A 13,963-nucleotide genomic window follows, 5' to 3' on the forward strand; every position below is an offset into this window, starting at 1 on the left:
TAGTGTCCAGCAAAGTATGAAAAGTGTCCAGTAATACATCAAAAGTGTCCAATAAAATGATTTACATGTCCACGATAGACGTTTTAGCTAAATGGACCGGATTATCATGAGTCTGATATGGTACTAAGCGTACACTGAATTGGAATTTATCGGTTTTCAGATTGTATTTCTCTAATACATCTGGTCCACAACTTGCTGAGCCTAAGCCATGTTGTTGATAATCCAGGTTTAAGGTTATCTCATCCTGCTTTACTAAATCATACGTATGCCTTGCTTGATCAATATTTTCAAGCGTATATCGATGCGCACTGTAATCAAAGTTTGGCTGACCGATCGCTAATAAGCCATAAGCATTACCAGAAATCGACATCCAGTTGACTTCGTGTCGATTGCCATTTTCCTGTGGTACCGCATAGCTCGTAAATAAATCATCGACATTACTTGTCCATACACCAAATCGATTCGCTTGTTTGCTATCCACATATGCCTCACCTGGGCCTCTTCCATACCATTTCACCTGATCCATTACACCAGGCACCTTCATTTGCAATCCGATACGAGGCAATGTTTCTGGAATGTCACCTGAAAAAGCGCCATCCACCGTCACCGAAATATCCCCGCTTGCGAATATTTCATAAGTATATACAGTTGATAATGACCATGCCAATTTAGGTGGTGCGATACGTACATTAGCTTTTACGACAACCTTCTTCTGATCTGATTGGATATCATAAGTGAAGTCATCTAAGCGATGCTGTAACCAGTGTACTCCGTATTGTTCCCAGTATTTCTTATTACTAACAGGTTTCCACTGATTGGTTTCATAGATATCGTTATCGATTAGCGCTCGCCAAAAGTTCAACTTAGGTGCTTCGCTGATCATAGCTGAACCTTCCACCAACCATTTATCTAGTAATCCGTTTATTTTGCTAAATGTTGCAGTAAAGTTATTACCTTTTACTGTAATGAAAGTTTGTTCTTCCTCTACTTGCAACTGTCCTTTTTGTATTCGTTCGATCGGCCCTCCTATAGAATTTACTGGTACTACAAACTGAGACCATGCTACTTCATATCCTGTTTCAGCCCAATTCGTATCCGCCGCTAATACTGCTTTAACATTAAGATAATAATCGGTCTTAAAATCTGCCTTCTTAGGTAATGAAAAAGGAATGCCTATTTCCTCTGTTTCACCAGCTTTCATATCTGCAAGGGATTGCGTGTTGCTTTTTATTACTTTCCCATCTGCTTCAAGTGTCCAAATTAAGTTTAGATGATCAAGTGTAATGAAATCATACCGATTGGTAATTTGAAGTTTCTGTGTTTGCCAGTCGATCGAATCGATCATAACAGGCTCCAGAACCTTTTTATATTCCAGTAATGCAGGAGATGGTGTGTGATCCGACATCACGAGTCCATCCATCACAAAGTTTGAGTCATTGGGTTGATCACCAAAATCGCCACCATAAGCAAAATATTCTTCCCCGTCTGCTGTTGTTTTTCGAATCCCATGATCCATCCACTCCCAAACGAAACCACCTTGAAGGCGCGGATATTGATAAAAGGTTTCCCAATATTCCTTTAATGCTCCAGGACTGTTACCCATTGCATGTGCATATTCACAAACGATGTGCGGTGTTTTCAGAAAGTTCTTTTTACCGAGCCGCTCTAAAATATCGATGTCAGTATACATCGTTGTAAAAACGTCAGACGAAACAGGATCATCTTGTGGATCTTTATCACTCGCATTCATGATGGTACGGCATTCTCCTTCATAATGAACAAGACGGGAGGAATCACGATCCTTCGTCCATTGATACATTGCATCATGATTTTTTCCATAACCTGATTCGTTCCCTAATGACCACATTATGATCGATGGTTGATTCTTATCTCGTTCTACCATGCGAATCATGCGGTCTAGATAAGCTTCCTGCCACGCTATATCATCACTGATTAAATGAGGGGTGCCGATATATTCAAAACCATGACATTCCAGGTCCGCTTCATCAATGACATAAAGTCCATATTCATTACAGAGTTGATAAAAGTGAGAATCATTGGGATAATGTGCCGTTCGTACTGCATTAATGTTGTGTCGCTTCATCATCTTAATATCTTCCATCATCCAATCTAACGGTACCGCTTTTCCGTGATCAGGATGATGATCGTGACGGTTAACTCCTTTCAGTTTAATCGCCTTACCATTAACTAACATCAAACCATCTGCTAATTCAATGGATCGAAAGCCAACCTTTTCAGGAATGACTTCTATGAGCTCCCCGTCTTGCATTAACGAAATAAGTAATTGATAAAGATACGGATCTTCCGCAGACCACTTATGTGGATTTGAGATTTCCATTTCAACGGCTTCTTCTGATACCTTTACTTGTTGTTCCTTAACAAGCAAACCATCTGCCGTAAATAATTGAAATTGCAGTTCGCAATCCTCTATTGGATGATCATTCAAAACGGTTTCAATTTGCAAAGTAGCATTCTCATATTGATCATCTAACACGGTTTGCACAAAAAAATCTTTCACATGATAATGTGGTCTCGCTAGTAGATAGACATCACGAAAAATACCACTTAGCCACCACATATCTTGGTCTTCGATATAACTAGCATCTGACCACTGATACACTTTGACGGTAACGATATTCTTTCCAACACTTATGTAGTTGGTAATATCAAATTCAGCAGGGATACGGCTACCTTGACTATAACCGACCTCCTTGTCATTTACCCAAAGATGAAAGGCACTATCGACTCCTTCAAATCGCAAGAAAATTTGTTCCTGCTCCCATGAGGAATCGATATCGAACTCTCGTTGATAAATACCGGTTGGATTTTCCGTTGGAACCTTTGGTGGATCAATTGGAAATGGATATTGCTTATTCGTATAATGCGGAATACCATATCCATGCATTTGCCAATTAGATGGGACCACTAAATCATCCCACTCCTCTACATGTTCAGGCACTTCTTGAGGGGTTTCATAATAAGCAAATTTCCAGGTGCCATTTAACAATTGAAACCGCTCAGAATGTATTCTTTGATTTGTCCATGCTGTTTCTTTATTTGAAAAAGGGATATAATAAGCTCTCGCATCTTCACGATTTCGATGCAGAACAGACAATTGTTCCCAGTCCTTTGTCATGTTGTTCACTCCTGTTCTATAATTGACTGACAAATTGCTTTGCTCTTGTTGTTAACTCGGCTAAATCTTCTGCCGTATAGGAATTTTGTTTTTTCACTAAAGCACTTCCTAGTCCTGCAGCAACTGCTCCCACTTTAAAATAGTCAGAAATATTTTCTAGATTCACCCCACCAGTTGGCATTAATGGAATCTGTGGTAATGGCCCTTTAAGATCTTTTAAATAGTTTGGACCAAAAACCGTTGCAGGGAATACTTTAATAACATCCCCACCATTTTCGTAAGCCGTCAAAATTTCTGTTGGTGTCATCGCACCCGGAATACTGACGACCCCGTATCTTTTCGTCAGTTTAATGGTATCCATGTCCACTGTTGGTGAAAAAATAAACTGTGAGCCCGCCGTGATAGCAGCTCTAGCTGTTTCTGCATCTAATACAGTTCCAGCACCAACAATCATTTCATCGGCAAACTCTTCTCTCACCTGTTCAATTGCATGTAATACATTCGGCGTGTCCACTGTAATTTCTAACGTTTTGATACCACCTTGATGAAGAGCTCTTGCTACATCTAGCACGTGATGAGATGGCACACCTCGAATAATCGCTACTAGTTTATTTTCATAAATCTTTTGTAACGTTTCCATAGTTGGTTCCTCCTCTACCTGTTTACATCTTCTTTATCGTCTTGAAGAAAACGGTCGATCTCTTCTTTGTCTGGCAATCCTTCGACATCTCCATTTACCATCGTCACAATAGCTCCAATCGCATTTCCACGCGCAATTGCCTGGTCTAGTGGTAATTCTTCCAATAAACCTGAAATCACGCCAGCTGCAAAACCATCACCAGCTCCAATCGGATCGACAACATGTTCAACTCGATAACTCGCAACAAATCCACTTTCATCATCCGTATAATAATGGGTACCTTTACTTCCTTCTTTTAAAATAACGACAGAGGAACCATTTGCTTTGAAAAGTTGAGCATATTCATCAATTGATTTTTCACCGAAAAAGAATTTTGCTTCACTGACCCCTGGCAAAACGATATCTGCTTCGGAAGCAATTTCCAACAGAACATCCCTTGCCTTTTGCTTCGATGACCAAAGTTTCTCACGAATATTAGGATCAAAAATAATAGGAACTCCATGTTTTTTTGCGATATCGATCGCATGTATGATCGTTTGATAACACGTTTCACTTAAAGCAGGAGTAATTCCTGTAAGATGAAGATACTTTGCATTAGCAATATATTGTTCATTGATATGCGCAGGCTCTAATCTGCTAGCTGCGGATCCTGCACGATAATAATAAACCCTGACATCATCTACTTTTCGTAATTCTTTGAAATAAAGACCGGTTGAAGCCTTTTCATCTCTAGTAACTTGTGAAACGTCAACCCCCTCGCCCCTTATAAAGGAAACAAGCGTTTGACCTAGCTCATCATCTCCAACTCGACTAATCCAGCCTGTCTGATAACCTAAACGTTGTAAGCCAATCGCCACATTCGTTTCCGCACCAGCAATTTTTCTGGAAAAGGTGGATGCATATCTCATTTTTCCAGTTGTATCTGGTGTGAATAATGCCATACTTTCCCCTATTGTTACGACATCCATTGTAATCCCTCCTACCATTCTGCGACCGTTCCATCTTTATGTCGCCATATTGGATTACGCCAACGATGACCTTCTTTAGCCATTTCGATCACTTTTTCTTCATTGATATTGATTCCGAGTCCAGGTCCTTGTGGAATTTTGACATGACCATCCTGGTAATCAAAAACAGATTTATCGGTAATATAATCTAATAAATCGTTTCCTTGATTGTAATGAATGCCTAGACTTTGCTCTTGAATAAAGGCATTATGTGCAGTTGCGTCGACCTGCAGACATGACGCTAAGGCAATCGGTCCTAAAGGACAATGTGGCGCAACAGCAATGTCGTATGCCTCTGCCATTGACGCAATTTTCTTCACTTCGGTAATCCCACCAGCATGTGACAAATCCGGTTGAATAATATCCGCATAACCAGACTCAAATAAAGGCTTAAAATCCCAACGAGAATACATTCGTTCACCAGTAGCAATTGGTATACTCGTATGTTTCGTTATTTCAGCTAAAGCTTCATTGTTTTCTGGTAAAACAGGTTCTTCAATAAACATCGGGCGGAATGGCTCTAATTCTTTAGCCAATATTTTTGCCATCGGTTTATGCACTCTTCCATGAAAGTCAATACCAATGCCTATATTGCCCCCTACCGCTTCACGAACAGAAGCAATCCGTTCTACTACTCGGTCAATCTTTTCATAGGAATCAACATACTGCATTTCTTCTGTTCCATTCATTTTTACTGCTGTAAACCCTGCATCTACTACCTGTTTCGCAGCGCTTCCCACATCGCTTGGGCGGTCGCCACCAATCCAAGAATAGACCCGAATCGATTCACGACATGCGCCGCCTAACAACTGATAGACAGGGGCGTTAAAGTATTTTCCTTTAATGTCCCATAATGCTTGATCGATACCTGCGATCGCACTCATTAAAATTGGTCCACCTCGATAAAAACCCGCCCGATACATAACGTTCCAGTGATCTTCAATATTACATGGATCTTTTCCAATTAAATAATCAGCTAATTCAAGCACCGCAGCTTCTACAGTGGCAGCTCGACCTTCAACAACGGGCTCTCCCCATCCGGTGATGCCCTCATCTGTTTCCACTTTGACAAAACACCACCTAGGTGGCACAATAAATGTTTCTATTTTAGTTATTTTCATAGTAATCATCCTCTCATTTATTTTTAAATATATCCTAATTTACTTGATATATTATTACTCTGTTCTAAAATTTCTTTAGCCAAAACTCCATTTACTCTTTTCTTGGTTACTCTCTCTACAGGTCCTGCAATACTAATTGCAGCGACTACTTTACCTTCATGATCAAATACCGGTGCAGCAATGCAACGAATACCATTTTCATGTTCCTGTTCATCGATTGCGTAACCCTTTTCTTTGATCATAGTTAATTCCGCTTGTAATCGATCCGAATCTATAATCGTAGTACCTGTAAACTTCGGTAACCCTTGTTCTTTTATATACTGATCTAATTCATCAGGCTCAAAATCAGCTAGTAATACCTTACCCACCCCTGTGCAATGCATGTATGCTCTTCTTCCAATTTGTGAATACATTCTTAACGTCTGTTTGCTCTCCACTTTATCTATATAAACGACTTCATTTCTGTCATGAATACATAAATGTACCACTTCCGCTGTAGTTCTACTCAGATTGTGTAATGCTTCTTTAGCAACAGTTCGTATATCCATATTGTTTAGCAAGTGACTAGCCAGAACAAGACATTGGGTTCCAAGCGCATAATATCCAGTCTGATGATCCTGTTGTACATAACCTTTAACCAATAATGTGTTTAACAGACGATGTGTTGTACTTTTTGCTAAGTTTATTTCCTTCGCTAATACTGTCATGCTTAAACCATCAGGATGTTTACCCAACAATTCTAATATAGATAATGTCCGTTCAACAGATTGTACCACGTCACAACCCCACCCTCATTTCTGTTCCACAATTCGGAACATCTTTTTATAATATGGAATACATTTAGTTTACTGATTTATGTTAGATACGTCAAATTATTTTAAAATGGAATACATTTTTAGAATGTTACTTAACCATAAAACTTATTACCCATTTATTTTAATGATAAATAAATTATTATTACTAAAAATGATATCTTTTAGTGGAAATTATGGTATAATTGAACTATTGTTTTTGTTATTTATAAATCAGGGAGTTGATTAAAAGATGGTCTTTAATAAAAGAAAGAAAGTTGATGTCAAATTAGATTTTGCAGGGAAAGATATAGTAAGAAGGAATTCTATTGTGTTATTTGCTTTATCTTTTGTATCTGTTTTAGTGTTACTTTCTATATTCTCTACTGAATTAACCAGCCATTTAGTGTTTCTCAGTACGATTCAAATAGTTGTCTGGTTGTCCTTTATGTTCCTTCACTTTAAAAGGTACTGGATTTTCAAAATTAAATATATTGCAGTTTTAGGCTCTGTATTATCAACCACTTTCACTATTTTTTATCAGCCGTCAACTACAAATATTCTATCTGTTTTTTATTTACTATTCTTAGCACTTATCTATATGAACTATAAGTTATCCATTTTCACTTTAGTTTATGGCCTTATATGTGTAATTTACATGGTATTTTTCCAAAATAATGTGATTAGCTTTGAAGCCGGATCTGAAGTTACTTACATTATTTATTATATATTAGTGGCAACACTCGTAATCTCTTTATTAAAAGTTTCTGATTTTATGAAGAGTGGAACCGAAGAAGCAAGGAGAACAACAGAAGAGCTATTAGAACAGCAGAAACAACAGAAGGATTCTCTACTTAACCTTATTAATGTAATTAGTGATAAGACAGAGCTTATTACGAATAATAGTGAACAAAACAATACCTCTTTCCAGGAAATGGGACAAGCATTCCAGGAAATTTCAACAGGATCCAATACTCAAAGTGAATCAGCGCAAGATATTAATGAAGCAATTGTAAATATGACAAAGCAGCTTCAGAAAATGACAGATACGACGACAGAATTAACAGATGAATCAGCGAATACAAAACAATTATCGGAAACAGGACAACAACAAATCAATGCCCTTACTCAAACGGTTGGTGAATTCCGAGAAGAGATTGATGCAATGTCACAGGAAATTAGTTTATTAATTAAAAATCTAAATGAGACAAATCAGTTTAGTAATACAATTAAAGAAATCGCCAATCAAACCAATCTGCTCTCACTCAATGCAAGTATCGAAGCAGCACGAGCTGGAGAACATGGAAAAGGCTTTGCTATCGTAGCAAATGAAGTCCGCAATTTAGCCGAAATGACTACAGATTCTGCTGAGAAAATTTCTGAACAACTGGAGTCCTTTACAAGACAATCGGACCAGACACGTAATAAAATGTTACAAGTATCGGAAAGAATGGCAGAAAGCTACGAACAAACAAAAGAAACAAATAATTCATTTACACATATTAATACAGCTGTTATCAATCTAAATCAGTTATCGAAGAACAATGACACATTAATGCAAGACGTCACCAATTCCGTAAAGCACATTAGTGAATCCATTAGCGACTTGGCCGCGGTCAGTGAACAATCCAACGCATCGATAGAAGAAGTTACTGCTACTTTGGATACTTGCCTAACAACTAATACAGATATTTTAGATCAGTTAAAACAATTGGAAGCAACGTTAAGTGTAAATCATGAATATTAGAAACTGATTCTCAAATGATTAGTTATATACTTCATCACTAATATGTCTCTAACACGCAAAAAAATGCCTGGAAATTCACCAGGCATTTTTATTAATATAATTTGGCGGATCTAGAAGTACTATGAATGTTTTAATACTTTCACACCAAATTTTTCAATAGTTAATGATTCTGTAACTGTACTTCCATTTAAAATATCTTGATATTTTTGATCATGAAGTACTATTTTCTTTGTTTCATTAGTGAAGTTCATCAAGAAAATGAATTCGTTACTGCCATCTGTACGTATTTGTGCACTTACCCCTTCTGGTAATGGGCCATTCATTGCCTTTTTCAGTTGAAGTTCATTAGCTAATTCAACAAAAAAATCTTTCTGAAATGCTTGATCATTTCTTGAAGCAATATAATATGCTTTTCCTTCACCTAAATGGTTAACTGTTAAAGCTGGTCTGCCTGCATAGAAATCATCACCGTAATAGGCTAATGCTTGTGCTCCTTCGAGATGAATAAGATCACATAATTCTTTTGCTTTATATTCACCTTTCAGCCCTAATTCATTATTACCGATGGTTTTAACTGTATTGACTTCTCCATCATATAAACCGTCAATTTCTTCAGACCAGATGCCTAATGTTTTACGTAATGGTCCAGGAAAACCGTCAATAAAGCATAAATCATGATCATCAACAATACCTGACCAATAGGTAGTAACAAAAGTTCCACCGTTTTCGACAAATTGCTGAATGTGCTCCCCAACACCAGGTTTCACCATATATAACATTGGTGCTACAACAAGCTTATATTTAGAGAGGTCTTTTTCTGAATCAATTACATCTACTGCAATCCCTTGTTCCCAGAATGCTTGGTAATGTTCAACTACAGTACGTTCATAATGAACACCACTATTACGTGGTCCTTGGGCATCATTTACAGCCCAGCGATTTTCCGTATCAAAAACAATCGCTACTTCTGCATTCACAGTAGTTCCCACTATTTCATCCAAGTTGGATAAATCCTCACCTAACTTCTTCACATCTTGAAAAACACGAGTATGTTCATGTCCCACATGATCAACGACCGCACCATGAAACTTCTCACTCGATCCACGACTTTTACGCCATTGAAAATATTGGACCGAATCTGAGCCATGAGCCACAGCCTGAAGTGAGGATAGTGCATGCATACCAGGTTTTTTCAATTTACTAATCGGCTGCCAGTTCGTTAAGCTTGGCGTACTTTCCATTAATAAGAAGGGCTGACCATACTTTAAAGAACGGAACCAGTCGTGATTCATCGCTGTATATGCTGCAAGAAATGATTCATCTTGTTGATCGTGCCATGTTGGATAGGAATCCCATGAAATAATATCAATATCATCTGCCATTTTCGCATAATCTAACCCTTCGAATAGCTCCATAAAGTTAGCTGTTGCAGGCATCTCAGGTTTAACTGACTTTAATGGCTTCACTTCTTCGCGGTAAAAATCTAATGTTTGTGCTGTAACAAAGCGTTTCCAATCCAAATTTTGTCCATGAACCATCGTTTCCCCATGTGGTGCAGGTGATTCTACCTGAGACCAGCTTGAGTACGTATGACTCCAAAACGTTGTCCACCAAGCATCATTCAATGCATCTAATGTTTTATATTTATCTTTCAACCAGTTACGAAAAGCATCTTGACAATAATCACAATGACACTCTCCACCATATTCATTCGAGATGTGCCAGCCAATAACTGCTGGGTGATCAGCATAACGTTCCGCTAGCTTACTATTCATAATTTTTGTTTTTTCACGATAGACTGGTGAAGTAAAACAATGATTATGTCTCATACCGTGCAGATTTCGTACTCGATTTGCACCTACACGTAAAACTTCCGGGTACTTTTCCGACATCCATGCCGGTCTAGCACCAGTTGGTGTTGCTAGAAAAGCATAGATACCATTCTCATGAAAAGTATCGAGTAACTTATCCATCCACTCAAATGTAAACTTGCCTTCTTCCGGTTCTAGTTTTGCCCATGAGAAAATCCCGACAGACATCACATTACAATTTGCTAATTTCATTAATCGAATATCTTCTTTTAATACCTCTGGATACTTCTCCCATTGCTCTGGGTTATAGTCCGCTCCATGAAGCATTTTTGGTATTTTATCACTTACTGGATTAAATTTCATGTTATCACCTAACTCTTTCCTGTTGTTTTAGTCTTTAAATGCATTAAGCCCTTCTAATTTGTTACCTTCATAGTCAAAAAGGGTTAAATGAGACCAATTATTTTCATGACCTACTGACCACTCCTGTTTAGAAGGAATCCAGCAAGGCTCCCAATAATAGATCCCTGTTCCAAGGTTGTTTGGGGTTTGTTTGACAGTTTCTATCAGTTTTTCTAAATAGGCTTTCTGTCCATCTACTGAAGCAGGAAACCCTGGTACCAGATGTTCACGGAAATCTGGTGCATCGTCCACTACGGGAATCTCATCCGGTACAATCCATGGGTATGCAACTTCGACTACCATAATCTCTTTATGATAACGATTAGCTGTATCCACTAAGTTGGCTTCAAAATCTCCATATGGACCATGCCACCAAGGATAATAGGATAAACCGATTACATCGTATTTAAGACCATAATTTGTGATTTGGTCATAGAATTTACGAGTTCCTTCATTGTCACCACCACGATCAATATGTATCATCGTTTTAACTGTATTCTCTTCTCTTGTGGCAGCCTCTACTCCATCAAGAGCCGCTTTAATAAGCGGTAGAATACCGTCCCAATTTTCAACCTTCTCGCTATTTTCTTCTTTATATATTTTTCCTTCTTCCCATAACATTCCGTTTGTTATCTCGTTACCGATTTGCACCATGTCAGGTAGTATATCTTCTTTATCAAATGCTTCAATGACTTCTTTTGTATACGTATAGACAGCCTTTACTAACTCATCGTATATTAATGATTCCCATGCTTTAGGCTTTGTTTGTTTACCAGGATCTGCCCAATAATCCGAATAATGAAAATTTAGCAAAAAATCCATATCGTATTCCTTTATTCTTTTAGCCATTTTTATCGTTCTTTCTAGATTAGTATATCCCCCAGTGGGTGTATGCCATAAGCGAAGTCGAACAGCGTTAACCCCTGCTCGATGCAAAATACCGATCACATCAGCAGGTTTTCCATTCTCATAATAAACGCCGCCCTCTGTTTCCACTTCATCAACAAATGACAAATCGACACCCTTAATAAATTTTTCCTGTGTCATAATTGTGTTCCTCCAAGCAAATAATTATCCTTTTGTACCACCTGCAGTTAAACCTGATATTAGGAATCGTTGTAAAAACAAGTAAATAATTGCTACTGGTATCGCGATTAAAATGGCACCAGCTGCGAATCTTGTAAAGTTATTTGAAAATTGATCATTGATAAAGTTAAACAAACCTAAAGCAATCGTGAAGTTTTCAGGACTTCTTAAAACGATAGAAGGTAAAATAAAATCAAATAACGGTGTCATAAAATTAAATAGCGCTACCACAGCTAGAATCGGTTTAGCTAAAGGCATAATAATTTTAATAAATACCGTAAAATGACCAGCACCATCAATTCTTGCAGCTTCATCTAATCCTCTTGGAATCGTATCTAAGTACCCCTTTACTAACCACGCATTAAACGGAATCTGACTACCAATATAAATCAGAATTAAACCTGTTAATGAATCAAGTAGACCAATTAAATGAAGGAAAATATACAATGCTACCATCGCCATCATTACAGGGAACATTTGTAGAATAAGAAATGTATATAATCCAGATTTTCGCCCAACAAAGTTATATCTGGAAAAAGAATAGGCTACAAAAGACGTCATGATAACAGATAGCACAGCTGTACTACCGGACACAATCATACTGTTTTTATACCATAATAAATAATTACTATTAGGGTCTGTAAATAACCACTTATAGTGTTCGAAGGACCAATTTTCTGGGATAATGGTAGCCGAATATAAACTATTTCCAGGGTTTAACGACATTCCTAATGCCCAAATAATTGGATATATAATGATGACGGACATAAAAGCAAAGATTGCATAGATCCCCAATAATTCTAGATTGGATTTCAACTTTGGACTCATTATATATTCCCCTCCTCTTTAAATGATTTCGTTCGTCTAAATTGGAAAATGGCAAAAATTGAAACCATTAAACCAATGATTAATGAAATAGCTGCAGCCATACTGTAATCGTTTGTTTCAAATGTTAGCTTATATACCCAAGATATCAAGATGTCAGTACCTCCGGCATTTTGCCCTTGCACAGCTGGTCCACCTTCATTAAACAAATAAATAATATTAAAATTATTAAAGTTTGTCGTATATTGAATAATTAATAATGGAGCAGTCGCAAATAAAACGTGTGGCAACGTAATATTGCGGAATTTTTGCCATCTTGTTGCCCCATCAACTTCTGCTGCTTCATACCATTCAGAGGATATACTTTGAAGAACCCCTGAAAATAAGGCAAATACAAATGGATAACCTAACCATGTCTGAATCATAATTAAGACAATCTTTGTATAAAAAGGATCTGTCAGCCAAGGCAGTCCATTCCCACCTATTAATGGAATAATAATATCTCGATTTATTGCACCAAATTCGTCATTAAACATCGCTGCAAAAATGAGAATGGAGACAAACGCTGGAACTGCCCATGGTAAAATTAGAATTGTTCTAATTGTTTTTTTGAATTTTACACGCTTATCGTTTACTAGAACAGCAAGGATTAATCCAACGACAATCTGAAACGAAGTTGCTACAATTGTCCAAACAATCGTCCAAACAAAAACACTTGCAAATGTATCCTGCCAAATTGGCACTGTAGCTAAATCCATAAAGTTGCCAAAACCAATCCACTCCACTAAATTACGTGGTGGTGAATTATACAAATCATAATTTGTAAAAGCTAAAGCAATCGCAAATAACAATGGAAATACAACTGTAAAGATTAATAGTACTAATCCCGGAGCAGTCATAATGTATGGGAATGCTTTATCATAGAGATTTTTCAGCGATTGTTTAATACTTGGAATAACCCATCCATCATTAATTTTTTGTGCTTGTTTTTTTGCATCGATCACATTAAATACGTAAAAAATAGCTGCCAAAGCTAATAAAAGCAATGAAACAATTCCATAAACAAGCAAATAAATAGAGTGATCAACACCAGGAATGGTACCTAACGTAGTAATTCCCCACAGACCTAACCAAAGAAAATCAAAAGTCGCTAAGATAAAGGCAATTTCCAAAATTATGAAAGAAATTCCCTTCATATAGCGCTTGTTATATATTTGTCCTAATCCGGCTAATAAAATGGAGAGTACCATTGCAACATTCGGATTTAATTTTTTCTGATTCTTTGGTAGATGTCCATTATTTTCTTCATTTTGAGCCATCTATTCCACCTCTTTCATATAAATGGGAGAGTGGAAAAGAAACTTCTTTTCCACTCT

At 37.4% G+C, this 13,963-nt stretch carries 10 protein-coding genes; 1 reads left to right on the forward strand and 9 read right to left on the reverse strand.

Features of this window, described 5'->3' with window-relative positions:
• Positions 1–61: 61 nt before the first annotated feature.
• The 5 genes from BUC25_RS03875 to BUC25_RS03895 are packed head-to-tail and all read right to left on the reverse strand — an operon-like array spanning position 62 to position 6,701.
• Positions 62–3,157 carry a glycoside hydrolase family 2 TIM barrel-domain containing protein gene (locus BUC25_RS03875; protein ID WP_073199824.1) on the reverse strand — a complete coding sequence of 1,032 codons (3,096 nt, stop codon included), beginning with the start codon at positions 3,155–3,157 and terminating at the stop codon, positions 62–64.
• Between the two features lie 16 nt (positions 3,158–3,173).
• A complete protein-coding gene (locus BUC25_RS03880; protein WP_073199827.1) occupies positions 3,174–3,797 on the reverse strand; it encodes a bifunctional 4-hydroxy-2-oxoglutarate aldolase/2-dehydro-3-deoxy-phosphogluconate aldolase in 624 nt (207 codons plus the stop codon).
• A 14-nt stretch (positions 3,798–3,811) separates the two neighbouring features.
• Complete coding sequence (locus BUC25_RS03885) at positions 3,812–4,765, reverse strand: sugar kinase (protein ID WP_073199829.1); 954 nt, start codon at positions 4,763–4,765, stop codon at positions 3,812–3,814.
• An 11-nt stretch (positions 4,766–4,776) separates the two neighbouring features.
• Positions 4,777–5,925, reverse strand: coding sequence for a galactonate dehydratase (gene dgoD, locus BUC25_RS03890; RefSeq protein WP_073199831.1), 1,149 nt, complete (start codon positions 5,923–5,925; stop codon positions 4,777–4,779).
• A gap of 23 nt (positions 5,926–5,948) precedes the next feature.
• Positions 5,949–6,701 carry an IclR family transcriptional regulator gene (locus BUC25_RS03895; RefSeq protein WP_073199832.1) on the reverse strand — a complete coding sequence of 251 codons (753 nt, stop codon included), beginning with the start codon at positions 6,699–6,701 and terminating at the stop codon, positions 5,949–5,951.
• Between the two features lie 268 nt (positions 6,702–6,969).
• On the opposite strand from BUC25_RS03895, the gene BUC25_RS03900 reads away from it, so the two are divergent.
• Positions 6,970–8,463: a methyl-accepting chemotaxis protein gene (locus BUC25_RS03900; RefSeq protein ID WP_073199834.1), complete on the forward strand. Its 1,494-nt coding sequence runs from the start codon at positions 6,970–6,972 to the stop codon at positions 8,461–8,463.
• A gap of 119 nt (positions 8,464–8,582) precedes the next feature.
• Here the strand turns inward: BUC25_RS03900 and BUC25_RS03905 are convergent, their stop codons facing one another.
• Genes BUC25_RS03905 through BUC25_RS03920 form a run of 4 tightly spaced genes read right to left on the reverse strand, consistent with a single transcriptional unit; the run spans position 8,583 to position 13,906 of the window.
• Positions 8,583–10,637, reverse strand: coding sequence for a beta-galactosidase (locus BUC25_RS03905; protein ID WP_073199836.1), 2,055 nt, complete (start codon positions 10,635–10,637; stop codon positions 8,583–8,585).
• Between the two features lie 27 nt (positions 10,638–10,664).
• Positions 10,665–11,723 carry a glycoside hydrolase family 53 protein gene (locus tag BUC25_RS03910; protein ID WP_073199838.1) on the reverse strand — a complete coding sequence of 353 codons (1,059 nt, stop codon included), beginning with the start codon at positions 11,721–11,723 and terminating at the stop codon, positions 10,665–10,667.
• Positions 11,724–11,747: 24 nt separating this feature from the next.
• The gene (locus BUC25_RS03915; protein ID WP_073199840.1) at positions 11,748–12,590 is read right to left on the reverse strand and encodes a sugar ABC transporter permease; all 843 of its coding nucleotides are present in this window, start codon (positions 12,588–12,590) and stop codon (positions 11,748–11,750) included.
• Positions 12,590–13,906, reverse strand: a complete 1,317-nt coding sequence (locus BUC25_RS03920) for a carbohydrate ABC transporter permease (protein ID WP_073199842.1) — start codon at positions 13,904–13,906, stop codon at positions 12,590–12,592. The genes BUC25_RS03915 and BUC25_RS03920 overlap by 1 nt, the downstream gene beginning before the upstream one ends.
• Between the last annotated feature and the right edge of the window lie 57 nt (positions 13,907–13,963).

The organism is Gracilibacillus kekensis (genome assembly GCF_900143085.1).
GTDB classification, from domain to species: Bacteria; Bacillota; Bacilli; order Bacillales; family Amphibacillaceae; genus Gracilibacillus; species Gracilibacillus kekensis.

What these genes read in the sequence shown, in the direction of transcription:
- BUC25_RS03875 (WP_073199824.1), bottom strand. Translation starts at nt 3,157, where the DNA reads ATGACAAAGGACTGGGAACAATTGTCTGTTCTGCATCGAAATCGTGAA.
- BUC25_RS03880 (WP_073199827.1), bottom strand. Translation starts at nt 3,797, where the DNA reads ATGGAAACGTTACAAAAGATTTATGAAAATAAACTAGTAGCGATTATT.
- BUC25_RS03885 (WP_073199829.1), bottom strand. Translation starts at nt 4,765, where the DNA reads ATGGATGTCGTAACAATAGGGGAAAGTATGGCATTATTCACACCAGAT.
- dgoD (WP_073199831.1), bottom strand. Translation starts at nt 5,925, where the DNA reads ATGAAAATAACTAAAATAGAAACATTTATTGTGCCACCTAGGTGGTGT.
- BUC25_RS03900 (WP_073199834.1), top strand. Translation starts at nt 6,970, where the DNA reads ATGGTCTTTAATAAAAGAAAGAAAGTTGATGTCAAATTAGATTTTGCA.
- BUC25_RS03905 (WP_073199836.1), bottom strand. Translation starts at nt 10,637, where the DNA reads ATGAAATTTAATCCAGTAAGTGATAAAATACCAAAAATGCTTCATGGA.
- BUC25_RS03910 (WP_073199838.1), bottom strand. Translation starts at nt 11,723, where the DNA reads ATGACACAGGAAAAATTTATTAAGGGTGTCGATTTGTCATTTGTTGAT.
- BUC25_RS03915 (WP_073199840.1), bottom strand. Translation starts at nt 12,590, where the DNA reads ATGAGTCCAAAGTTGAAATCCAATCTAGAATTATTGGGGATCTATGCA.
- BUC25_RS03920 (WP_073199842.1), bottom strand. Translation starts at nt 13,906, where the DNA reads ATGGCTCAAAATGAAGAAAATAATGGACATCTACCAAAGAATCAGAAA.